16 protein-coding genes and 1 pseudogene are annotated in these 22,797 nt (G+C 71.0%); 5 read left to right on the forward strand and 12 right to left on the reverse strand.

The window, feature by feature from the left end; genetic code table 11:
• Positions 1-41: 41 nt before the first annotated feature.
• Genes AB0N03_RS03875 through AB0N03_RS03885 form a run of 3 tightly spaced genes read right to left on the reverse strand, consistent with a single transcriptional unit; the run spans position 42 to position 2,730 of the window.
• A complete protein-coding gene (locus AB0N03_RS03875) occupies positions 42-527 on the reverse strand; it encodes a hypothetical protein (RefSeq protein WP_364364917.1) in 486 nt (161 codons plus the stop codon).
• On the reverse strand, positions 524-1,099 hold the full coding sequence (locus AB0N03_RS03880; protein WP_364364920.1) for a sigma-70 family RNA polymerase sigma factor: 576 nt from the start codon (positions 1,097-1,099) through the stop codon (positions 524-526). Before AB0N03_RS03880 ends, AB0N03_RS03875 begins: the two co-directional genes overlap by 4 nt.
• Positions 1,096-2,730 (reverse strand): S8 family serine peptidase, encoded by a 1,635-nt coding sequence (locus AB0N03_RS03885; RefSeq protein ID WP_364364923.1) that lies wholly within the window; start codon positions 2,728-2,730, stop codon positions 1,096-1,098. The genes AB0N03_RS03880 and AB0N03_RS03885 overlap by 4 nt, the downstream gene beginning before the upstream one ends.
• 184 nt (positions 2,731-2,914) lie before the next feature.
• On the opposite strand from AB0N03_RS03885, the gene AB0N03_RS03890 reads away from it, so the two are divergent.
• The gene (locus tag AB0N03_RS03890) at positions 2,915-6,064 is read left to right on the forward strand and encodes a SpvB/TcaC N-terminal domain-containing protein (protein WP_364364926.1); all 3,150 of its coding nucleotides are present in this window, start codon (positions 2,915-2,917) and stop codon (positions 6,062-6,064) included.
• A gap of 52 nt (positions 6,065-6,116) precedes the next feature.
• Here the strand turns inward: AB0N03_RS03890 and AB0N03_RS03895 are convergent, their stop codons facing one another.
• A complete protein-coding gene (locus tag AB0N03_RS03895) occupies positions 6,117-6,998 on the reverse strand; it encodes a sigma-70 family RNA polymerase sigma factor (protein WP_364364929.1) in 882 nt (293 codons plus the stop codon).
• A 153-nt stretch (positions 6,999-7,151) separates the two neighbouring features.
• On the opposite strand from AB0N03_RS03895, the gene AB0N03_RS03900 reads away from it, so the two are divergent.
• Complete coding sequence (locus tag AB0N03_RS03900; protein ID WP_364364931.1) at positions 7,152-9,965, forward strand: alpha-L-fucosidase; 2,814 nt, start codon at positions 7,152-7,154, stop codon at positions 9,963-9,965.
• Between the two features lie 190 nt (positions 9,966-10,155).
• On the opposite strand, the gene AB0N03_RS03905 is transcribed toward AB0N03_RS03900, so the two are convergent.
• Positions 10,156-11,388, reverse strand: a complete 1,233-nt coding sequence (locus AB0N03_RS03905; protein WP_364364934.1) for a S53 family peptidase — start codon at positions 11,386-11,388, stop codon at positions 10,156-10,158.
• 267 nt (positions 11,389-11,655) lie between these two features.
• Between AB0N03_RS03905 and AB0N03_RS03910 the strand changes: the two genes are divergently transcribed.
• The gene (locus AB0N03_RS03910; RefSeq protein ID WP_364364937.1) at positions 11,656-13,980 is read left to right on the forward strand and encodes a chitobiase/beta-hexosaminidase C-terminal domain-containing protein; all 2,325 of its coding nucleotides are present in this window, start codon (positions 11,656-11,658) and stop codon (positions 13,978-13,980) included.
• 60 nt (positions 13,981-14,040) lie between these two features.
• Here AB0N03_RS03910 and AB0N03_RS03915 read toward each other — a convergent pair whose 3' ends face one another.
• A complete protein-coding gene (locus AB0N03_RS03915) occupies positions 14,041-15,024 on the reverse strand; it encodes an erythromycin esterase family protein (protein ID WP_364364940.1) in 984 nt (327 codons plus the stop codon).
• A 17-nt stretch (positions 15,025-15,041) separates the two neighbouring features.
• Here AB0N03_RS03915 and AB0N03_RS03920 point away from each other — a divergent pair, with 17 nt between their 5' ends.
• Complete coding sequence (locus AB0N03_RS03920) at positions 15,042-15,758, forward strand: TioE family transcriptional regulator (RefSeq protein WP_364364943.1); 717 nt, start codon at positions 15,042-15,044, stop codon at positions 15,756-15,758.
• Between the two features lie 78 nt (positions 15,759-15,836).
• Here AB0N03_RS03920 and AB0N03_RS03925 read toward each other — a convergent pair whose 3' ends face one another.
• The gene (locus tag AB0N03_RS03925) at positions 15,837-16,637 is read right to left on the reverse strand and encodes an ion transporter (RefSeq protein ID WP_364365360.1); all 801 of its coding nucleotides are present in this window, start codon (positions 16,635-16,637) and stop codon (positions 15,837-15,839) included.
• Positions 16,638-16,916: 279 nt separating this feature from the next.
• Here AB0N03_RS03925 and AB0N03_RS03930 point away from each other — a divergent pair, with 279 nt between their 5' ends.
• Positions 16,917-17,078, forward strand: coding sequence for a hypothetical protein (locus AB0N03_RS03930; RefSeq protein ID WP_364364946.1), 162 nt, complete (start codon positions 16,917-16,919; stop codon positions 17,076-17,078).
• A 91-nt stretch (positions 17,079-17,169) separates the two neighbouring features.
• Here AB0N03_RS03930 and AB0N03_RS03935 read toward each other — a convergent pair.
• The 5 genes and pseudogenes from AB0N03_RS03935 to AB0N03_RS03955 form a co-directional block, all read right to left on the reverse strand.
• Positions 17,170-18,028: pseudogene (locus tag AB0N03_RS03935) on the reverse strand (alpha/beta hydrolase).
• Positions 18,029-18,344: 316 nt separating this feature from the next.
• On the reverse strand, positions 18,345-18,989 hold the full coding sequence (locus tag AB0N03_RS03940; protein ID WP_364364949.1) for a response regulator transcription factor: 645 nt from the start codon (positions 18,987-18,989) through the stop codon (positions 18,345-18,347).
• Positions 18,986-20,155, reverse strand: coding sequence for a histidine kinase (locus AB0N03_RS03945; RefSeq protein ID WP_364364952.1), 1,170 nt, complete (start codon positions 20,153-20,155; stop codon positions 18,986-18,988). Before AB0N03_RS03945 ends, AB0N03_RS03940 begins: the two co-directional genes overlap by 4 nt.
• A complete protein-coding gene (locus AB0N03_RS03950; protein ID WP_364364955.1) occupies positions 20,152-20,967 on the reverse strand; it encodes a type II CAAX endopeptidase family protein in 816 nt (271 codons plus the stop codon). Before AB0N03_RS03950 ends, AB0N03_RS03945 begins: the two co-directional genes overlap by 4 nt.
• A gap of 125 nt (positions 20,968-21,092) precedes the next feature.
• Positions 21,093-22,763, reverse strand: a complete 1,671-nt coding sequence (locus AB0N03_RS03955; RefSeq protein WP_364364957.1) for a hypothetical protein — start codon at positions 22,761-22,763, stop codon at positions 21,093-21,095.
• Positions 22,764-22,797: the final 34 nt, after the last annotated feature.

Raw genomic sequence — 22,797 nt, forward strand, 5'->3', positions numbered from 1 at the left:
GAACGACTCGTTCATGACGTCCGGCGAGCGGGCAACGCCCTTCAGAGCTCGATGGCCGGTGTGCTCACCGTCCTCGACCGACCCAGCGTCCGCACCAGCACCTGCACCATCCCGTGCGGCACCCCGCTCACCGCGAACCGCCCCTCGGCGTCCGAAGTGGTCGGCAAGGGGCCGTTCGCGGTGCGGACCTCGATCGGGTGCTCCGCCGGCGGCGTCAGCCAGCCGTCCAGGCGGATCGTCCCCCCGGGCTCGGGGCTCACGTTCACCATGATCGTCAAGCTCTCGCTGTCGAACGTGATGAGCCGGCCCTGCTCCGCCGCGCTGCGCGCGCCGACGAGCCCCTCCTGTTCGCGGATCCGCATCACTTCCAGATCGACGTCCTCCAGCTGGATCGCGAAGCGGATCTGCTCCACGAGCGTGGCGGGCATCGGGTCGGCGTCTTCCCACAGCTCGCGCAATCCGGTCAGCAGCCGGAAGTCGAGCTCGTCCAAGGGCTCGTTCGCGCCGGGTGGTTCGACGGTGGTCACAGCCAATCTCCTTCGCCGTTGGCGAGTAGCTGCTCGCGCAGGCGCGCGAGGCAACGTCCCCTGGTCGGGCCGATACTCCCCCTCGGCATTCCCAGCCGGGCGCCCACTTCGGCGTAGTCCGGCCGGTGCACGAACGCCACGATCCGCAGCAAGCTGCGGCAGCGTTCGGGCAAGGCGTCGACCGCGCGCCACAACCGCACGCGCTGATCGTCGCGCAGCACCCCCTCCTCGGGTGCCGGTGACGCTTCGGTCAGCCGCTCCGGAAGCTCCGGCAGCGGCCGCTCGACCTGGCGTTTTTCCCCAGCCCGCCAGGCCTCCCGCTTGGTGACGGTGATCAGCCAGCCGGTCAGCGCGACCGGCGAGCGGATCTCCGCGAAGGAGCCGAGCAGGCGCAGCCACGTCGTCTGCACGACGTCGGCGGCCTGATCGGCGTCCAGACCCTGATCACGCGCGACCTGCCAGAGCAGCGGCGTGAGCAGGGAAACCAGTTCGTTCAGCGCCGCGCGGTCGCCCTCCCGCGCGGCGTCGAACAGTGCCGCTACCCGGCTGTGGTCGGTCTTGGCCACGGTCACAGCGAGCCCAGCGCGGTCCAAGCGCGCTTGACGACGGTGTCGCGGTCGACCGTGGCCAAGTCGCCGGACTGGAACAGGGCCTTGGCGATCTCGGCGGCGGCGAGCGGCGCCGCGAACGACGTCCCGTCCCAGACCGCGAAACCGGCGCTGTAGTCGTCCGGGTCGAAGGAGTTCCGGCCGGGCAGCTCGTGGTCGGCGGCCGCGCTGCCGCGGACGTCGGTCGGGTAGGTGCTGACGACGCCGGCGCCGGTCGCCCAGCACCGCACCCACGGGCCTTCGTTGGAGAACAGCGCCTTGCTGGCGCCGACGTCGGGGTTGAGCGCGCCGACGCTGATCACCTGCGGGCCGCAGCCGCCGCCGAGCGGCTGGTCGGCGAAGGCCGCCGGGTAGAAGCGGCGGGTGGTGGCGTCGTTGCCCGCGGCCGCGACGACGACCACGCCCAGCCCGAGCAGCTCCGCGATGGCCGCGCCGAACTGGCCGGTGAAGGCGACGTCCGCCGGGTCTTCGACGTAGTAGCCCATCGAGATCGAGACGACGTCGACCATGTCCTGGGGCCGGTTGTTCGCCTGCGCGTCCCGGACGCGGTCGGCGAGCAGGTGCAGCGCCAGCAGGACGTCGCCCTCGTACGCGACACCGTCGCTGTGCACGACGCGGATCGCGAGGGTGTCGGCTTCGGGGCAGGCCTGCCGGATGATGCCGGCGATGAACAGGCCGTGCCCGGTGTCGGTGTCGACGTCGCCGATCAGCGGCTGGCCGGTCGTCGGCGCGTCCCAGTAGTCGGTGAGCAGCTGGGTCGGCAGGGTGGTGCCGGAGTCCTGCTCGGCCTGCAGGATCGCCGCCTGGATGCCGGGCGCGACGGTGAGGCCGGCGCCGGCGGGCGGCGGGCCGCTGCGATCGGCCAGCCCGAACCAGCGGTGCGGGCCGATGCCGGTGTCGAGCACGGCGACGACCGGCCGCCGCTGCGCGGGCAACTTGGCGCGATAGGGCGGGTCCGCGGCGAGCGTCACCGGGATCCGGTTGGCCCCGTGGGTGCGCCCGTAGGAACTGCCCGCGCCGAACCCGCTGGTCTCCCACGGCGTGCCGCCGAGACCGCTGGTTTCCCACGGCACCCCGCCGAACACCGGCGAGGTGAAGAGCAGGTGCTCGACGGAGATCTCCCGGACGATCTCCGGGTCGATCTCGGGCTTCTCGCCCGAAGCGGCCGACCGCAGCAGCTGCAGCGCCTTCCAGCAGTCGACGACGACGGGGTCGGAGTCCGGACGAACGTGCAGCAGGGCGCGGACGGGCACGTCGTCGAGCTGCCGGACGCGGGCGTGGGCCTTGCTCTCCCCGCCGCGGTCGGCCGGCTCGGCCTGGATGCCGATGCGCCCGAGGACGCGGTTGATCGCGGCCAGGGTCTCCTGGTCGCGCAGGTACCGGTTGGGGAGCAGGAAGGTGCCCGGCCGGTACACGGTCGTGCGCGGGACCGGCTGCCCGGCGGCGACGACCGCCGTCGCCGGGTCGAGCACCCGCGCGCCGTGCCGGTCGAGCAACTGTCTGGGCGGGGTCGGGAGCTCGTTGAGCGTGCTCGCGTCCTCCGCCGCCACTTCAGCCACTTCCGCGGTCTCGTCCCGCACGAACTTGACGACCATCGGGGTCCACCCTCCGCCATTGATCACTGATGGCACCCGGAAAAGACCGGTGAGCCGCCACCGGGATACGACACGGAAGTCACGAATGGGTAACGAGCGCGGCAAACGGGTGACGACGTATCTGGCGGCCCGGCCTCACCCACTTGGCCGTCCGTAGGTCACGGATCGAGTCGGGGAGATCAGCATGGTTCCGCTCCGGGTGAGCGCGCAGGAGGCAAGCCGGCCCGCGCCGGTGCGAGGGCTGGGCGGCGCGTTCACCCCGGAGCTCGCCACCGGCGGGGGCAGCTTCGCCGTGCCGCTCGACCTGCCGCCCGGTCCCGGCGGGCTCGCGCCCGCACTGGCGCTGCGCTACACCACCGGTACGCAGAACGGCGCCTTCGGCGGCGGGTTCGCGCTGCCGCTGCCGCACGTCCGGCTGGCCGACGGGCGCGCGAGCTCCGGCGCCGAGGGCCGGCTCACCCGCCGGGGCGACGGCTTCGTACTCACCACCCGATCGGGCGTCCGGCACGTCCTCGGCACGACCGACGGCGGCCGGTCCGCCGGCACCGCCTGGTACCTCGAACGGACCGAGGACGCGTTCGGCAACACCGCGGCGTTCGGCTGGGCGCACCACAGCGGGCAGGCGTACCTCGCGCGCGTGTCCTACGGGCCGTACGAGGTGGAGTTCACGTACGAACCGCGGCCGGACGTCCTGCGCTGGGGCCGCAGCGGCACCCTCGTGACGACGGCGTTGCGGTGCGCCCGGGTCGACCTGCGGGTGCCCGGGGACCCGCGGCCGCTCGTCCGGCGGTGGCGCTTCGGCTACGACGAAGACGACGTCACCGGCGCGTCCCTGCTGACGTCGGTCTCGCTGACCGGGTTCGACGCGCACGGCGCCGAAGCGGCCGCGCCGGCCCTGCGGCTGGCCTACGCCCGCACGGAAGCGCCGGCCCCGCGGCGGGTCCAGCTCGCCGCGAAGGCGCGGCCCGGCGGCGGCGTGCTGCTGCTCGACGACTCCGTGCCCGCCTTGTCCCTGGAGCTCGCCGACCTGACCCGCACCGGGTGGCTGAGCGAGATCGACAACGGGATCGGGCTGCACACGCGGGTCGAGTACGCCACCGTCGAGGCGACCCCGGTGGTCCGGCGCGTCACGCGGCGCGAAGCGGTCACCGGGCAGACGGGCGTGACCGAGTTCGAATACCACGACGGCCGCACCGCCGGCTTCGGCCGCGTCGTCCAAGACGAGCTGGGCGACGAATACGCGCCCACGCTGCGGACCGTGCGCTGGTTCGGCGACGGCGGCCTGCTCGACAAGGAAGAAACCTACGGCCTCGACGGATCCGCCGAGCAGGACCGGCCGTACCGCCGCGTCGAGCACGCTCGCCGTCCCAAGTGGACACGCTCGGTCGCGACCGTGTTCGAACGCCGGGAACGCCCGGTCTCGGTCACCACCACCGAGACGGCCTTCGACGCCGCCGGCAACCCGGTCCGGGAGGTGGAGACCACCAAGCGGCCCGGCCGCGAGCCGGTGGTCCGCGAGACGCGCACGACGTACGCGACCGCTCCCGAACGCCGCTTCACCGCCCTGCCCGCCCGCGTGCGCGAGCTGGACGGCGGTGGGAAAGTGCTGTGCGACCGGGTCTTCCGCTACGACGAGCGGCCCGACGGCAGTGCCGGCTCGCACGGCTTGCTCACCGCGCGGGAGGAGCTGGTGCTCACCGACGCGCTCGTCGCCGAGGTCTACGGCCCGATCCTGCCGGACTTCCGCCACCACGGCTACCACCGCCGTCCCGGCGAGGACGGCTGGTGGGCGACGACGTTCTACGGGCGGCTCGACACCGTCGCCGGGCTGCGCACCACGACGATCGGGCCGAACGGCCACACCCACGAGGTGCGTTACTCCGCCGACCGGTGCTTCCCCGAGGTGGCCTCGGACCCGCTCGGGAACGTGACGTCGACGCGGTACGACGTCCGCACGACGCACGTGTGCGAGGTGATCGATCCGGCGGGCGCGGTGACCACGGTGACCCTGGACCCGTTGGGGCGCCCCGAAACCGTCGTGCGACCGGGTGACTCGGCGGACCTGCCGACCGTCCGGTACCGCTACGCCGGGGCGCGGGTCACCACCGAGCAGCGGGCGGTTTCCGGCGAGGCCGAGGTGATCGTGACGTCGGAGCTGCGCGACGGCGCCGGCCGGCTGGTGCAGCGCCGGCACGCCGAGCTGCTCGGCGACGTCGTCGACGAGCACCACGAGTACTGCGCGCGCGGGCTGATTTACCGAACCAGCCGGGGGTTCCGGGACGGCCACCCCCCGGCCGCTCCCGAAGTCTTCCGCTACGACGCGCTGGGCCGCCCGGTTCGTGAAGGCCACCTTGAGGAACTTGTAGTTCGTGATGGTGGCCTTCACGAACCGGTGCGGGATCTGCTCGGGCGGGAACTGCGGGACGCCGAAGGTGTGGTGCACGCGCGGGACGCCGCCGGCAACCCGGTCGAGACGCGCACCGCGGGCGGGCACACGGTGTACCGCGTGCACGACGCGGCCGACCGGGTGGTCGCGGTGCTGGTCGACGACCCGGGCGGCACGCCGGTCACGACGTTCGCCTACCACGACGGCGGGCTCCCGGTGCCGCTCGAGGCGGGGCCGCACAGCTGCGGGCGGCTGGTGCGCGTCGCCGACGAATCCGGCGTGACGCTGTTCGGCTACGACGCGCTCGGCCACCCCGCCGAGCGGCGCTGGCGGCCGGCGCACGTGGCCGTCGAATACCGGCTCGACGTCGTGCGCCGCGCGGACGGGCGACTGTCCGAAGTGGTCTACCCCGACGCCGGCGACGGACGGCTGACCGTCCGCCACCAGTACGACGAGGTCGGACGGCTGGTGAGCGTGCCCGGTTTCGTCGACGCCGTCCAGTACGACCTGCACGGCCGCCGCACCGCGGTGCACCACGCGAACGGCGTCAGCGAGCTCTTCACCCCGGTGCACGTCATCGCCGGCCCGGGCGGGCTGCTGCACGAGGTGTCCCCGCGGGATCCCGGGCCACCGCCGTCGGGCAGCGAAATCCGCGACGCGTTCGACCGCCTGCGCGGGGTGCACGGCGACGACGGCGTCAACGCGCTCTACGGCTACGACCACACCGGCCGCCGGGTCCGCACGCTGATCACCAACGGCACGCGCATCCACGAGGTCCTGACCCCGGACGACCTGTACGCGGTCGAGGACGGCGAGCTGGTGGTCGTGGTGGCGGGCACGGTCCGCCGGTACGCGGACGGCCGCCGCCACCACCTGCACTTCGACGCGGCCGACGGCATCGCCCTGATCACCGACGAGACCGGCGCGGTGGTCGCCGAAACGCCATGAACGACTCTTTCATGTCGTCTGACGACAGGAAAGAGTCGTTCATGTCATCGGGTCAGTCGAGCACCGCCAAGTCGAGCCGCTCGAGCCGCGCCGGATCCGCGAGGATGTCGATCTCCACGATCCGCCCGCCGGTGACCGTGAACCCCAGCACCGAGAACGGCCGTCCGTCGCGTGTACCGACCACGCCCGCCGCGCCGTTGACCAGCGCCCGGCGGACCACGCCGCCGCCCGCGCCGAGCCGCGAGAACGTCAGCGCCTGGTCGGCCACCGCCGCCGGACCGCGCACCTCGACCGAGCCGCCCGCCGCCCCGCGGTCGGCGCGCAGCACGACCTCCGGGTCGAGGACCGAGACCAGCGCGTCGAAGTCACCGCCGCGGGCCGCCGCCAGGAAGGCGTCGACGACTTCGCGCTGCCGGGCCAGGTCCGGGTCCGGCGCGACCGGGGCGCCCTGGACCCGCCGCCGGGCGCGGCTCGCCAGCTGCCGGGTCGCCGCTTCGGACCGGCCGACGATCGGCGCGATCTCCTCGAACGGCATCGCGAACATGTCCCGCAGCACGAACGCCAGCCGCTCGCCCGGGGTGAGCGTGTCCAGCACGACCAGCAGCGCGAGGCCGACCGAGTCCGCCATCAGCGCCTCGTGCTCGGGCCCGGCGTCGTCGCGGCTGACGATCGGGTCGGGCACCAGGACGTCCCACGGTTCCTCGCGCCGGGCCTTGCGCGAGCGCAGCATGTCGAGGCAGACGCGCCCGACGACCGTCGTCAGCCAGCCGCCGAGGTTCTCGACGGCGGCGGAGTCGCTCCGGCTCAGCCGCAGCCACGACTCCTGGACGGCGTCCTCGGCCTCGCTCAGCGAGCCCAGCATCCGGTAGGCGACCGACCGGAGGTGGTCGCGGTGGGCTTCGAAGCTGCTGGCCAGGAGGTCGGCGTCGGTCACGGGGTTCGTCCTTTCACGTACGTCACCACCTTGACGTATCGCGTCGGGAGATTGTGACAGATCGGACGACTGGGTACCGCTGAGCGGCATCTACCCTTGACGTACGATATATGACCGCATAATCATCGGATCTCTCCGGACGAAGGAGCGGTCATGAGAGTCCGAGCCTGCCTCGCCGCGGTCATCGTGCTGCTGGCGAGCCTGGTCACCCCCGCGAACGCCGAGCTGTTCAACCCGCGCCAGGACTGGCTGCGGGCGTCGACGGCCGGGCTGTTCCTGCACTGGGGCATGTTCACCGCGCCGCGGCACACCGACTGCGCCGCCTGGGAGCACGACGTCACCGCCGGCGGCTGGACGCCGGACTACTGGATCGACGAGGCGACGAAGCTCGGCGCGTCCTACGTCGTCCTCACCACCTTCCACAGCCGGCTCGGCTACGCACGGCCGTGGCCGTCGAAGATCCCGGGCAGCTGCTCGACGCAACGCGATTTCCTCGGCGAGCTCATCGCCGCGGGCAAGGCCAAGGGCGTCCGGGTGATGCTCTACATGACCGACGATCCCCAGTGGCACAACGAAACCGGCCACGAGTCGCTCGATTCGGCCGCCTACTCGGCGTACCAGGGCCACCCGGTCGACCTGACGACGCGCCCGGGCTTCGGCGAGTTCAGCTACGACCTGTTCGACGAGGTCATGGACCGCTACTCCGACCTCGCCGGCTTCTGGATCGACAACGACAACGAGTACTGGGAGCAGCACGGGCTCTACGAGCACATCCGCGAGAAGCGGCCGTCCTGGTTGCTGAGCAACAACAACGAGGACACGCCGATCATGGACACGGTCAGCAACGAGCAGAAGACCGGCATGACGCCGTCGTACGACTACCCGCAGGCGATCTACACGCCGATGCCGCGGCTCACCGAGGCCGACTACAAGCTGCCGACCAACGGCGACTGGTGGTACAGCGGCGGCGACCAGGCCGTCGACGTCCGGCTCTCGACCGGCCGCTACATCACGAACGCGGGTTCGTCGATCAAGTCGCTGATGGCCGAAACCGCCATGCTGAACGGGAAGTTCCCGCCGCAGCAGGAGGCGTTCAACAATTTCATGGCGTCGTGGACCCAGCCGATCAAGGAGTCGTTGCGGGGCACCGAGGGCGGCGGCTACCTGTACGGCGGCCTACAACCCGGCTTCTGGAACGACGGCGCGCACGGCGTGATCACCGTCAAGCCCGGCGCGAGGACGCAGTACGTGCACGTCGTCACCCGGCCGTCGACGAACCTGGTCCGCCTGCGGGACAACGGTTATCGCGTCACCAAGGTGTCCGATGTGCGCACCGGCAAGCCGATGAAGTTCGCGCAGTCCGGCGGCTACCTGTCCATCTTGGACATCAAAGACTGGGACACGTACGACACGGTGTTCGAAGTGGACACCGCCGGTCAGCAGTACTTCTACGACAAGAGCACGATCAAGGCGACCGCGTCGGCCTCGGCGCCCGGGCACCCCGCGGCGAACCTCGTCGACGGCAGCTACCTGAACTACTGGGACGCGGGCGGGCAGCAGCCGGTGTCCGTGACGCTGGACCTGGGCCGGAAGCGCTCGACGGCGTACCTGGCGGTGCACGAGCGCGAGTCGTCGCCCACGGCCGCGCGCGAGTCCTTCGGCCGCGCCGAGGATTCCGCGCGGATCAAGGACTACCGCGTCTACGCCAGCGACGACGGGAAGAATTGGGGCACGCCGGTACGCACCGGCGCGCTGCCGAGCACCCGCGGCGTGCAGTTCGTCGACGTCGGCGAAGTGCACGCGCGCTACCTCAAGCTCGAGGTGCTGAACACGTGGTCCGGCCCGCAGGCCAAGCCGTTCTTCCACCAGCTCGCGCTCGACGAGATCGACGTCGCCTACGGCTACCCCGACCCCCGCGGTGAGGTGCCACTGGAGGCGGAGTCACCCCGCAACGGCTTCGAGGGCCAGGCATCGCCGGTGTGGTGCGAGGCGTGCTCGGGCACTTCCGCGGTCACCGGGCTCGACCGCGGCGCGGTCACCTTCCGCGGTGTCCAAGCGTCGGGACCGTCCCGGCTGCAGCTGGACACGACCGACCCGGGCTCTCTCGAAGTGAGCGTGAACGGCGCCGCGCCGATCACCGTCAGCGCCCCGGCGGCCATCGCCGTGCCACTGAACGCCGGAGCCAACACGATCAAGGTTTCCGGGAACGTCGGCCTCGACCGGATCGCGGTGGCACCACTGCCACCCGAGTCCTACACGCCGAAGACGACGCTGACCGTGGAACCCGCTGGCGTGCAATGGGTTTCGCCGGGCCAGCAGTCCTTGAAGATCACCGCGTCGCTGCGGCTCGACGTCGACGACCCGATCGACCAGGTGTCACTGGCCCCGGTCGTCCCGGCGGGCTGGACGCTCCAGGGTGCCCCGGTGACCGCGTCGCACCTGGCGCTCGGTCAGGTCCTCAGTGGATCATGGACCGTGACGGCTCCGGCGGCCCAGGACGTGACCATCCCGGTGACGGCGTCGTTCACGACGCTCGGCCGTGCGAAGTCGGTGAGCAAGCCGGTGCAGGTGAAGCAGCGTCCGGCCGACCGGGTGTTCATGCGCGAGGCGGAGGATTCGGCGAACGACATCGGCGACGCCGGCGTCACGAGCTGCTCGCCGTGCTCGGGCGGGCAGAAGGTGCGCAACATCGGCGGCAGCGCGGGGGCGGCGGTGACGTTCCCGGCCGTGACGGTGGCGTCGGCCGGGCAGTACGCGCTCTACCTCGACTTCACCGTCAACGGCGACCGGTCGTACTTCGTGTCGGTGAACGGCGGCGCGCCGGTGGAGGTGAAGGTCAGCGGCGTCGGCAACAGCGCGCCGTACACCACTTCGGTCCCGGTGACGCTGAACGCGGGCGCCAACACGATCCGGATCGGCAACGACCGGGCGGGCGCGCCGGATCTGGACCGGATCTCGGTGGGTTAGCTCGCGCGGCACCCGGGCGGGGTCGATGTCGATTTCCTTCCCCGTCCCGGGACCCGCGAAAATGCCGCGCGCGAACGTCACCCTCGGCACCTTCGGGCACCCGTGGGAGGAGATCGCCTGTGTGTTCGGCGAACTCCTCACACGGATCGAGGCCGAGTTGACCGCGGCACTCGGAGAGCCGGTCCGGCGGTCAGAACCCTGACGTGCCGTTCGGTGTGCCCAGGCCGGTGGGCCCGTCGTACCCGGCACCCGCCGTGCAGAGGTAGGTCCCGCCGCAGCTGCCGTTCGAGCCCGACGTCACGTCGTACAGCCCGCCGGTGTGCGCGTACGGGTACGACCCGGCGGTCACCGGGTTGCCCGCCAGCGCGTACACGCTCGCGATCACCGGCGACGACAGGCTCGTGCCGCCGACCTGGATCCAGCCGTCCGCGCCCTGCGCCAGGCCCAGCGCCAGCAGCAGGTCGCAGAACGACGAGCTGCCGCAGCTGTTGTACGTGTCGTAGACCCCGAGCCCGGTGGCCGGGTCCGCGACCGCCGAGACGTCCGCGACTGTCCTCTTCGCACACGCGGTGTCTTGCTGCCACGCGGGTTTCGCCTCCAGCGCGGAACATCCGGAGCCGCTGCCCTTCCACGCCGTCTCGGTCCAGCCGCGTGCGGTGCTCGTCGACTTCTTCAGCGTCGTACCGCCCACCGCTGTGACGTACGGCGAGGACGCCGGCCAGCTGACGCCGTAGCCCGAGTCGCCCGACGACGCTGTGACGGCGATGCCCGGGTGGTTCAGGTGCGCGTCCGCGGCGAGGATCGTCGAGTCCTCGGTGCCGCCGTAGCTGTTGGAGATCGCCACCACGCCCGGCGTGGCCGCGGCCGTGTCGACCGCCGTCATCAACGGGTCGGTGTCCGGGGAATCGGCTTCCACCAACAGGATGTTGCAGTCCGGGCAGGTCGCCGACACCGCGTCGAGGTCGAGGCTGATCTCCATCGCCCAGCCGTAGTCGGGCGCCGGCAGCGGGCTCGCCGCGCCGTTCTGGTTGACCTTCTTGAAGCAGCCGTTGGCCGTCGTGCACGGGGAAAGTCCGCGTGTGGACCGGAACTTGGCCAGGTCGGCTTCCGCGGTGGGCGCGTCCTGCGCGTCGACGATGGCCACGGTGCGACCGTTCGCGTGCAGGCCGCCGAGGTTGTACGCGGCCTGGATCTCGGCCGGCCCGTAGCCGACCGGGGTGGACGTGAGCAGCGGGCCGTTGCCCTGGGGCGAACGGATCGCCTTGCCGAGGCAGTGCAGCTTGCCGGCGGTGGCACAGCCGAAGTTGACGACACCGCCGCTCTGCAGCGGCGCGGCTTCAGCGGGAGAGGCGACGGCCACCGACAGCGGGGCCGCGACGAGTGAGAAAGCGATGAGGGACCGGAGCAGCCGCGAAGGGGCCATACCTACTCCTCGGTAGGGGACGAGGTGTGGCACGGGATCGTCGCATGTCACTCGTTCGAGGTCACCCGCTTGACGAGTGTTTCTCGGTTCAGTCATTCGCCCACCGCACCACCAATCGGACGAAAGGCCACGAACCGCCTCACCCACCCGAGGCATTGGTCCAGACAAGTGTTACCAAAAAGTAATCCAGGCTCCGCTGAGCGGGAGCTACTTTGTTGTGACTCGCAACAAATGCTCGTGGATCCCCAACGGCGGAGGTGTCACGGCGTGAACCGGACCCTGGACAAGCTTCGACGACGCGGCCCCAGGCTCGCGCTCGTCGCATCGGCACTGCTGGTGGCGGCCGGGCTCAGCGCCCCCGCCGCCCTCGCGGCCGACGACTACACCCAGAGCGTCACGCAGCTCAGTTCGACCCAGCTGCAGCTCAACTTCACCCCGACGACCCCCGCGGTGTACGTGGACGTCCACTACACCGGCGTCCCGGGCGTCGGCCAGCAGAACGTGCGGATGACCAACGGCTCCGGCACCTGGCGGACCACCGTCAACGGCCTGAGCACCGGGAACACGCTCGACTACTGGTTCACCTACGAGAAGAGCGGGCCGCAGTACGACACCCCGCACTTCACCTTCACCGTCGGCGGCAGCTCGACGACGGTCGCGGCGCCGACGTTCAGCCCGCCCGGCGGCACGTACTCCGCCGCCCAGACGGTGACGATCAGCAGCGCGACCTCCGGCGCGACCATCCGGTACACGGTGGACGGCTCGACGCCAACCGCGTCCTCGACGCTCTACAGCGGACCCATCAGCGTCCCGAACTCCCGCACGGTCAACGCGATCGCGCTCAAGTCCGGTTCGACGACGTCCCCGGTGTCCAGCGCGAGCTACACGATCGGCACCCAGGCCGGCTGCCCGACCCAGTCGGACACCCCGAACTTCGGGTCCAACGTGCGGATCTTCGACCCGAGCATGTCCGCGGCGACGATCCAGGCGCAGCTCGACACCGACTTCAACAACCAGAAGGACACGCTGACCGCGCAGTTCGCGGACCGGCGCGTCGCCCACCTGTTCAAGCCGGGCACGTACAACAACGTGCACGACAACGTCGGCTTCTACACCTCGGTCGCCGGCCTCGGGCAGAACCCCGGTGACGTCCTGATCAACGGCGACGTCACGGTGGACGCCTTCAACGCCTCCGACAACGGCGTCGCGCTGCAGAACTTCTGGCGCTCGGCGGAGAACCTGGCCGTCGTGCCCTCCGGCGGCCAGGAGCGCTGGGCGGTCGCGCAGGCCGCGCCGTTCCGCCGGATGGACGTCCGCGGCGGGCTGCAGCTGTACCCGGCGAGCTACGGCTTCGCCAGCGGCGGCTACATCGCCGACACGAAGGTGGCCGGCCAGGCCGCGTCGGTGTCGCAGCAGCAGTGGTACACCCGCGACTCGCAGCTCGGCAGCTGGAACGGCGGCGTGTGGAACATGGTCTTCTCCGGCACCAGCGGCGCGCCGGCGAACACGTTCCCGAACCCGCCGGAGACGACGCTGGCGACGACCCCGGTCTCGCGCGACGTGCCCTACCTCTACGTCGACGGCACCGGCAAGTACCGCGTGTTCCTGCCTTCCCTGCGCACCAACGCTTCCGGCCCGAGCTGGGCGAACGGCAGCACCCCGGGCACATCGGCGCCGATGAGCCAGTTCTACGTCGTCAAGTCCGGCGATACGGCTTCGTCGATCAACAACGCGCTCGCCGCGGGCTGCAACCTGTTCTTCACGCCGGGCATCTACCACCTCAACCAGACGCTCAACGTGACCAAGGCGAACACGACGATCCTCGGCATCGGCTACCCGACACTGGTGCCCGACAACGGCGTCAACGCGATGCAGGTGTCCGATGTGGACGGCGTACGGCTCAAGGGCCTGCTGTTCGACGCGGGCACGACGAACTCGCAGGCGCTGCTCACGGTCGGGCAGTCCGGTTCGTCGGCGTCGCACGCGTCCAACCCGACGACGGTCCAGGACGTGTTCTTCCGGATCGGCGGCGCGATCGCCGGCAAGGCCACGAACAGCCTGATCGTCAACAGCGCCAACACGATCATCGATCACATCTGGGCGTGGCGGGCCGACCACGGCAACGGCGGCACGGTCGGCTGGACCACCAACACGGCCGATACCGGGCTGGTGGTCAACGGCGCGAACGTGCTGGCGACCGGCCTGTTCGTCGAGCACTACCAGAAGTACCAGGTGATCTGGAACGGCCAGGGTGGGAAGACGATCTTCTTCCAGAACGAGATGCCCTACGACGTGCCGAACCAGGCGTCGTGGAACGCGCCATCGGGCGTCGCCGGGTACGCGGCCTACAAGGTCGGGGCGAACGTGACGTCCCATGAGGCCTGGGGTCTCGGGAGCTACTGCTTCTTCGACACGAACCCGGCGGTGTCCAGCTACCACGCGTTCGAGGTGCCGAACAACAGCGGCGTGAAGTTCCACAGCCTGCTGTCGGTGTCGCTCAACTACCGCGGCACGATCACCCACGTCATCAACGACACCGGCGGCGTCACGCCTTCGGGCACGGTGCCGGTGAACGTGGTGAGCTACCCGTAACCGGGTGAACCAGCGGCCCCCGGCACCGGACCCGACCCCGGTGCCGGGGGCCCGCTGTTTTCAGGCGACGTGCAGCACGGCGTCGGCGCCGTCGAGCAGCTCCCGGGTGAGCGGCGCGTACCTGTGGTCGATGTCGTCCCGGGTGCGACCAGCCGGAATTCCCGTGGTCAGCTTCCAGGTACCGGTGTCCCGCTGCAGGCGGCCTTCGTAGGTGTCTGCGGCCGGCCCGCCAAGGCCGAGGGCTTCGCTGTGGCCGAGGCTGCCGGCGATGAAGGCGTACCGGTCGCCGAGCCGCGACGCGACGATCGCCCCCGCGCCGGACCCCAGGTGGGCGTTGTGCGCGAACACCAGGGTCCGGCCGCGCGGGGCTTCGATGGCGCGGATGTCCAGGAGGTTTCGCGCCATCAGCACGGTGCGTACCCCTGCGAGGCGGGCGATCCTCGTGTCCCGATCGCCGGGCTGCGCCGACGCGGCGTGATAGCGCAGCAGATCGAGCCCGGCCAAGGCGTTGATCCTCGCGCGATCCCATTCGGCGCGTGAAACCTTCTCGACGCGGGCGTCGAGAGCCATGAGCAGGTCGTCGGCGAGGATCCGCAGCTCGCGGGCCTCGGCCGTGGCGCCGGGTGAAGCCGCGGGGTCGAGGATCGCCTCGGAGCGGCTCCACCGTTCGTCGTCCCCGGTCAGGGCCGCGATGTCGGCGTCCAGTCCCAGGTAGTCGCGCACGTGTTCGAGGTAGGTGCGCGGGCTGGGCGCGCTGAACATCTCGGTCGGGGCGTCGAAGCCGTGGAAGGCCAGCGGTTCCTCGGCGGTTTCGTTGTATTCGCGGATCCAAGCGAGCAGCTGCCGGTTGGCGTCCTGCTCGCCGAAGCCGTGTGAGAACCCGCCGTCGAGCGCGGCGACGCGGTCGGTCTCCAGCGCGATCGACCGGAAGCCGTGCTCGGCGAGCCGCGCGAAGAGCTCGTTGCGGATCCGCGCGAAGGCCGGTTCGAAGTGCGTCGGCTCGCCGAACGCGAGCAGTTCGGCCGTGAAGTCCGTGATGTCCATGTGGTTGAATCGTATCCTTGAACTCTCCATTGAGACCTGCGGACCTCGCCCGCGAGCACGGCATCTCCACGCAGGCGGTCCGCAACTACGAGCGTGAGGGCTTCCTCCCGCCGGCTTCGCGCACTCCGAGCGGCTACCGGGTTTACACCTCGATCCACGCGGCGGCCCTGCGTGCGTTCCTCGGGTTGGTCACAGCGTACGGGCACGCGACAGCCGGCGGGATCATGCACGCCGTCCACGACGACGACGTGGAGCGCGCCCTCACGCTCGTCGACCGCGGGCACCTGCGGTTGCTGCGCGACCGGGAAACCCTCAACGCGGTGCGAACGGCGATCGGCCACCTGACCACCGAGGCGGACCCGCGGCCGGCCGGGACCGACTGGTCGATCGGCGAGCTGGCCCACCGCCTCGACGTCACCGCGGCGACCATCCGGGCGTGGGAGCGCGCGGGCATCCTCGTCCCCGCTCGCAATCCCGCCACCGGCTACCGGGTCTTCCAGGCGGCCGACATCCGCGACGCGGAGCTGACCCACCTGCTCCGGCGCGGCGGCTATCCCCTGGAACACATCGCGACGGTGGTCGATCAGGTCCGCACCGCGGGCGGCACCGAATCGCTGGCGGCCGCGCTCGAGACCTGGCAGGAGAAGCTCACGGCACGGGGCGTCGCCATGCTGGACGCGGCGGCCCTGCTCAGCGAGTACTTGCGAGAGCGGCGTCCACGACCCGTTCGATGAACGCGTCTTCGAACGGTCGAGGAGATGCGCGCGCAGATCCGGTGGTTCGCCGACGAGGTCGTGGCCGCGTTCCCCTGATCAGCGCCGCGGGTGCAGCCGGTCGTACTCGAGCGCGGCCGAGTGCTGGGTGCGCACAGGCAGGGACTTCTCCATCTCGTCGTCGTCGACATCGTTGAGCCCGAGCTGCACGGCTTGGCGGATCTGCTCCCGGTTGTCGCGCACGACAGCGGAGAAGAAGTCGTCGATCCGCGGGTCGACGAGCACTTCGAGCAATACGCGGAACGACGTGTCGACGACGGTCCGCACGATCTCGTCGTGGAACGGGAGCCGCTTGAGCTTCCCGAGCTGCGGGTCCTCGGCGATCTTCTCGGCGATGATCGTGCGCAGCTCGCCCTTGTTGGCGTCGAGCGACTTGGCGAGGTTCTCGGGGTAGTTGCCGGTTTCCAGCACTTTGACGACCTCGTCGAGCACCGCGATGGTGATCGGCTTCTTGATGGCCTTGACGATCGGCTCGGACAGCTTGTCGACGAGCCGGTAGGTGAACTGCTCCCCGAGGGCCCGGTCCGCGGCCCGCCCGATCCGCACGAGCAGCAGCACGACGCTGACGAACTTGTGCGCGGCCATCGCGGGGTGCGCGACGGGGATCATGGCGAACAGCTCGTACCAGTTGCGCGCCAGGAACTTCTTGGCCCACCGGCGTTTCCGCCACCGCCACAGGAACTCGAGGAGGAAGACCCCGCAGATCCCGCAGTCGACGTAGAAGATGACGAGCCCGGCATCCCGGGCGGGCGGGCTGAGCACCATGAACCCGAGCAACCCGACCGACCCGGCGGCGAGGACGAGCATGATCCAGTCATCGGCCCGCACGTTCCCGGGCATGATCCCACTGTTGAGCTCCGGCTCGCGCGCGTGGCGAAGGGTGGCCATGCCCGATGATGGCACGCACGGTGCTGATCAGCCGGTTCGCCGCCCCGCGCGTCCCGCGCCCGCTCTGGTGCGGCCGACAACGCGGACGGTGGCGGGTTTCCCGGACACTCCTTCCCCGGCAACGGAAACAGAGAGTCGAATCAGCCCCTGGGCACGCACCATCAAGGTAGTCCCGAATTCCGCGGACACCGCGGAACCTTCGAAGCCCCTGTTGATCCGGAGCCTGCCATGATGGTCGTCTGTTCTTTCTCCGCCCTTGTCCGCACCGCGCTCTTCCTCGTGATGGTCGCGCTGGTGGCCGGTCTGGCCCTCGGGGGCCCCAGCACCCCGGCGAGCACGCCCGGCCAGGGCCAGGGCCCGGCGGTCTCCACCAGCGAGCCGGTCGAGCACTGACGCGCGGCAGCCGTCAGGCGGGCTTCCGGCCCCAGGTCGACCCGCACCGGCGAACCGCGCCCTCCTACTCCAGGCCCGGCCACGCATCCCGTCAGACGTCGAGGACCTCCCGGAGCTTTCGCGCGAAGGCCTCGGGCTGGCCGGCGTAGCCGAACTCACCGCCGAGGAAACCGCCGTGGTGGCTGGGGAACACCGTCGCCTCCTGACCGAGACGGCCGGCGGTGGCGAGCGCCGCGCGTCCGGTCATGACCTCCACGGACTCCTCGCCCACCGCGATCACGATCCGCGTCGGCGCGGCGTGCAGCGCGTCGACGTCGAGCTGGTACGCCGTGACCGCCAGGGAACGGTCGGTCAGCAACGGGTCGTCGCGGCGGCCGTCGTCCTCGGCCGGCATGCCGAACTGGGCCGGGTCCGCCGCCGGCAGCGCGAAGTAGTCGTCGGTGAACTCGCCCTTCCACGAGGTCATCGTGATGAAGGCCGCCATGCCGGCGCCGAAGCCCCGGGCCTGGTAGGCGTCCCGGAAGGCCTTCCCGGCCCGCTCGGCCGCGGCGGCGTCGGGCAGCACCCCGACGAGCGGCGGTTCGTGGGCGACGAGGGTGCTGACGTCATCGGGGTGGGCGGTGACGAGCGCGAGTGCGGCGACCGCGCCCCCGCTGCTCCCGAACACCTCGACCGGCCCCGCCCCGAGCGCCTGGATGACGCCGTGGAGGTCCCCGCCTGGGTGGCGGGGATGTGGTCTACACGGCCGTCCTTGCGGACGCTGCGCCCGAGCCCCCGCGGATCGTAGGTGACGACGGTCCGGTCGGGGAAGTACGCCGCCAGGGTGCTGAACCCACTGGCCTCCATGGGTTGCCCGACCATGAGCAGCGGTGGCCGAGAACCGTCAGCGGGCCCGTGCACGTCGTAGACGACGTCGGCCTCGGGTGTTCCAGTACGTGGGTGGTGGTCATGGTTCCTCCCCCGGGTTCGGGACTCGGGGGAAGCGTAGACCGGGGCACCGACAATTCCGGCGTTCCGCGGTCCGGTGGTACGGGCAGTGGTCGCGCGCCGTGGTGTCGATCCACGTCGGCGGGACTTATGAGGCCCCGCTGGTTGCCGAACCGCGCGCGTGGGGTGGCCGGCCGGACTCGCACCGGCTTTTCCCGGGGGGCGAGCAGCCGGTGGGAATGCACAAAGAGCCGCCTGGACCGGTTTCCCGATTCGCCGACTCCTCAGTCCGTGCTTGGGAAAACATCATCGCTCACCCCGCCGAGGCGGGTCAACGAATTAACGCACGAGCCCCGTGCGATAGGCGTAGACGACCGCCTGCACGCGGTCGCGCAGATCCAGCTTCGTCAGGATGCGCGACACGTACGTCTTGACGGTCTCCTGGCTGATCACCAGCGCCGCGGCGATCTCGCTGTTGGACAGCCCGTCCGCGATCAGCCGCAGCACCTCGAGTTCCCTTGGCGCCAAAGCGACTTCACCGGCCGCGGCCGGGCGGATCCGCGCCGCGTACTGGCCGACCAGCCGGCGCGTCACCTCCGGGTCCAGCAGCGCGGCGCCGGTCGCGACGGTCCGGATCCCGTGCAGCAGCTGCGCCGGCGGCGCGTCCTTGAGCAGGAATCCGCTGGCCCCGGCGCGCAACGCCTCGTAGACGTACTCGTCGAGGTTGAACGTCGTCACCACCAGCACCTTGACCGGCTGCGCCACCCCGGCGCCGGCGAGCAGGCGCGTCGCCTCGATGCCGTCCAGCACCGGCATCCGGACGTCCATCACGACGACGTCGGGCCGCAGCGACCCGGCGAGCTCGACCGCGGCACGCCCGTCCGCACAGTCGGCGACGACCTCGAGGTCGGGCTGGGCGTCGATGATCGTCGCGAACCCGGTGCGGATCAGCGCCTGGTCGTCGCACACGAGAACCTTGATCACGACGACCTTTCCGAAGGAATCCGGGCCCGGACGACGAACCCGCCGCCGTCACGATCGCCCGCGGTGAACTCGCCGCCGAGTGCGCCGACGCGGGCGCGGAGACCGGCCAGGCCCCGCCCGCTCCCGCCCACGGACACCGGCCCGCCGGGGGCGCCCCCGTTTTCGACGCTACCGGACGCCACCGACAGTTTCGGCTCCTCGGTGGCCACCTCCACGGAGATGTCCACATCTCCACGGCACACCCGGACCTCGGTACGGCTGCCGTGCGCGTACTTGAGCGCGTTCGTCAGCGCCTCCTGCACGACGCGGTAGACGACGGCTTCGGCGCCACCGCCGGCCGCCGGCGAACCGGTCTCGGTGAACTCGACCGGCTGGCCGGCGCGTCGCGTCTGCCCCACCAGGTCCCGCAGCGAGCCGACGGGCAGCCGTTCGGCGCCGTGGTCGGGGTTGAGCAGGTCGAGCAGCTGCCGCAGGTCCGCGATCGCCAGCCGGCCGGTGTCGGTGATCGCGGTCAAAGTCTCGTCGAGCCGCTCCGGCGCGGCGGTCAGGTAGCGCGCCGCCTCCGTCTGCACGACCATCGCCGTCACGTGGTGGGTCACGACGTCGTGGAGCTCGCGGGCGATGCGCGTCCGTTCGGCGGTGCGGGTCGACTCGGCGACGTGCCGGCGGCGATCCGCCTCGGCCGCGCGCGACTGCCGCAGCCACGCGCCGACGCCCCACGCGAGGGCCAGCGCGAAGTAGAACGTCACGAACCCGGTCCAGCCCTCGGTCGACCCGCGCGCGGCGAGCGCGACGGCGAGCGGCACGTACGCCGTCGAAGCGACGGTCACTGTCGTCCACCGGTACCGCTCCAGGTAGGCCGCCGCGCTCAGCAGCGCGATCGGCAGCGCGGAGCCCGAAACCGTGTGGTAGCCCCAAAGCTGGTCGGCGGCGAAGCCGGCCGACACGAGCGCGAGGCACCCGGCCGGCCACCGCCGGCGCACGGCCAGCGGCAGGCACTCGACGGCGACCACCACGAAGGCCAGGGCATCCATGGGCCGCGTCGGCAGGTTGCCGACCTGGGTTCCGTAGCCGCCGAACGCCGGGATCAGCGCCAGGCCGGCGAGCAGCAGCCCGAACGCGAGGTCCCGGACCGTGACGTCGAGCCGCCGCCAGTGGTCGATCACGGGACGAGGGTAGCGGCGTCGCGGCGCCGGAGCGGAACGATGTGGCCGCGCCTGCGGGCCAGCACCATGAAGACGGTCGTCACGATCACGCCGGCCAGCACCGAGTAGACGCTCCCCTCCGGCCCGAAATCGCCGCCGCTGAACGCGACCGGGCCGGACATGACGCCGTCCAGCAGGCCCTTCGGGGCGTCCGTGCCGGAGACCTGGGTGCCGAAGATCCCGCCCTCGGCGAAGTTCCACGCGAAGTGCAGCCCGATCGGCACCCAGAGGTTCCGGGTGGCGGCGTAGGCGGCGGCGAGCATGCCCCCGGCTTCGACGGCGATGGCGATGGCGCCCCACAGGGTGGCGTGGGCGTTGAAGAGGTGCGAAAGCCCGAAGAGCAGCCCGGTCAGCGTCAGGGCGGCCCAGGTACCGATGCGTCCCTCGACGATCCGGAAGAGGATGCCGCGGAAGATCAGCTCTTCGGTGACAGCGGCCGCAGCGCTGAACCCGAACAGCGCGATGGCCCCGGCGAGTGACCCCCAGCCGAGCACTTCGTAGCCGCCGACCAGGGCGATGTTCGCGATGACGAGCACGAACAACCCGAGCCCGATGGCGAGCCCGCGCCCGAGAGCGGCGTGGTTCTTGGCGATCTCCACCGGAACGCGGTGCTCGGTCTTCCGCACGATCCACCGGTAGGTGAGCACGGCGAGGACCGCGGTGCCGAGCCCGAGGATCAGGGTGAGCGGGGCGTTCCACTGCACGGCACCGACCGCGAAACTCCCGGCCAGCGCAACGGCGGCCACGGCCACGAGCTGCAAGAACAGACGCACGACGACTCCTTCGCGTTCCCCGCGGCAGGAGCGCCGCGGTCGTGGAGAACGCTAGGGATTTCGACGGCGGGAAACGTCACCGTGGAGTGGACATTCGCTTGTAGCTCGCGAGGGGGACAGCGGGTTCAGTCGCGTTTCAGCGCGTTGGTGACACCGGCGACGACGGCCGTGGTGAGCACCCAGCCCGCCCCGGTGAACACCCACGACCACGCCTGCGCCGGTCCCCGCGCGAACCAGGCCTTCTTCTGGCCCAGATCGACGATCGGCACAAGGACGTCGAGGCTGTAGGCGACGGGCTGGAACGCGGGCCCGGCGGGAGCCGTCGGACGCATGTTCGTGCGGTAGGCCCCGCCGAACAACAGGGTGCCCAGCGCGACCAGCAGGACGAGCCACAGCCCGGCCAGCCAGGTGCGGTAGCCGTAGCCGACAGTCACGGACAGCAGCCTGTTCCACAGCCTGCCCAAGGGGTTCAGCATGTCCCGGCGATGGCGTTGCTTGGCCAGGCCGACCCGGCGGGCGGCCTCGACCTGCCCGCCCCGCCGGTAGGCGGCGGACAGCTGGTCGTAGGCACCCGGGTCGTACTCGACAGTCGCGCGCCTCAGCCAGGACAACCGTTCCCGCACGGGCAGGAAGTCGTTGCGCAGTACCTGGTAGGTGAAACCGAACGCCGCCATTTCCGGCGACCAGCTCTCCGGCAGGTCGTAGAACTCCCGGACCTGTGCGCGGGACAGGTCCACCTTGCCCTGGAACGGTTCGCGAGGGAACAGGAGGAGGGAATCCGCGCGCAGGCGGGCCAGGTTGAGCGCCGTTTCGCCGGCGACAACCGAGCTGGTGCCGTTGAACCGCACGTGCCCGTCGACCCGCGCACCGTGCAGGCTGATCGAGCCGGCCGCCGTGAGTTCGGGGCCGAGCTCCAGGTCGTCGCCGACCGCGCAGCCGTCCGCCATCAGCGCTGCCTTCACCGTCGCGTCGGTGAAGAGGACCCGGCCCCCGATGTCCGCGTTGACCAGGTGAATCTCGCCATCCGCCGTGAACCCGCTGTCCGCGCGGAGATCGCGGCCCACGGTGACCTCACTCGCTTCCAAGGCGATACCGTCCGCATTGGACAGTCGGGCACCGGCGAGGTCGAGGTGGTTGCCGATCTTGGTTCCGGCCAGCCACATCGGGCCGGTTGCCGTGCACCCGCGGCAGGACACCGATCCGGCGACGGTCATGCTGCCGGCCCGGAGAGCACCGAGGTTCGCGTCTTCCAGGCTGACGTCACGCCCGACGTTCGCGTCCGACAGCAGGACCACGCCGCGGACGGTCAGGTCGGAGCCGATCAGGTGCCCGTCCACGACGACACCGTTGGCGATCAAAGCGCCTGGCCCGGATCCGCCCAGCTCGGCACCGGCCACTTCGAGGTGACCGCCGATGTGCGCGTTCATCAGCAGCACGATGTTGTCCGCGGTGAGCCCGTTCAGGTGCAGGCTCCCGCTGGTGCGAAGGTCTTGTGCCACGAGCGCGGGGACGTGGCTGTCGCGCAGGCTGATCGACTTCGCCTGCGTCTCGGCCAAGAGGACCGCTTGTTCGAAGAAGCACGAATCGAGCCAGAGCGGGCACTCGATGGTCAGCGCGCTCAGGTCCAGCTCTCCGGTGATCCGCGCGCCCTTCAGCCGCACGGCCCGCGGCCCACTCGCGAGCACCTCGGCGAGCATCGACGCGTCGACGGACTCGCGGTGCTCCGGGTCGCCATCGGTCAGATCGACCATCCGCCCGGCGCGGCCCGCCTCGACGAGCTCCTCCAACGTCGGCACGCGGCCCCCTTCACGTGTCGGACGGGGCCGGGAA

It is taken from the genome of Amycolatopsis sp. NPDC051061 (assembly GCF_040682935.1).
In the GTDB taxonomy this organism is placed as follows: Bacteria; Actinomycetota; Actinomycetes; order Mycobacteriales; family Pseudonocardiaceae; genus Amycolatopsis.

Coding starts and splice junctions, on each gene's coding strand:
- AB0N03_RS03905 (WP_364364934.1), bottom strand. CDS start 11,388: ATGGCCCCTTCGCGGCTGCTCCGGTCCCTCATCGCTTTCTCACTCGTC.
- AB0N03_RS03885 (WP_364364923.1), bottom strand. CDS start 2,730: ATGGTCGTCAAGTTCGTGCGGGACGAGACCGCGGAAGTGGCTGAAGTG.
- AB0N03_RS03925 (WP_364365360.1), bottom strand. CDS start 16,637: ATGCCCGGGAACGTGCGGGCCGATGACTGGATCATGCTCGTCCTCGCC.
- AB0N03_RS03915 (WP_364364940.1), bottom strand. CDS start 15,024: ATGGACATCACGGACTTCACGGCCGAACTGCTCGCGTTCGGCGAGCCG.
- AB0N03_RS03900 (WP_364364931.1), top strand. CDS start 7,152: ATGAGAGTCCGAGCCTGCCTCGCCGCGGTCATCGTGCTGCTGGCGAGC.
- AB0N03_RS03890 (WP_364364926.1), top strand. CDS start 2,915: ATGGTTCCGCTCCGGGTGAGCGCGCAGGAGGCAAGCCGGCCCGCGCCG.
- AB0N03_RS03930 (WP_364364946.1), top strand. CDS start 16,917: ATGGTCGTCTGTTCTTTCTCCGCCCTTGTCCGCACCGCGCTCTTCCTC.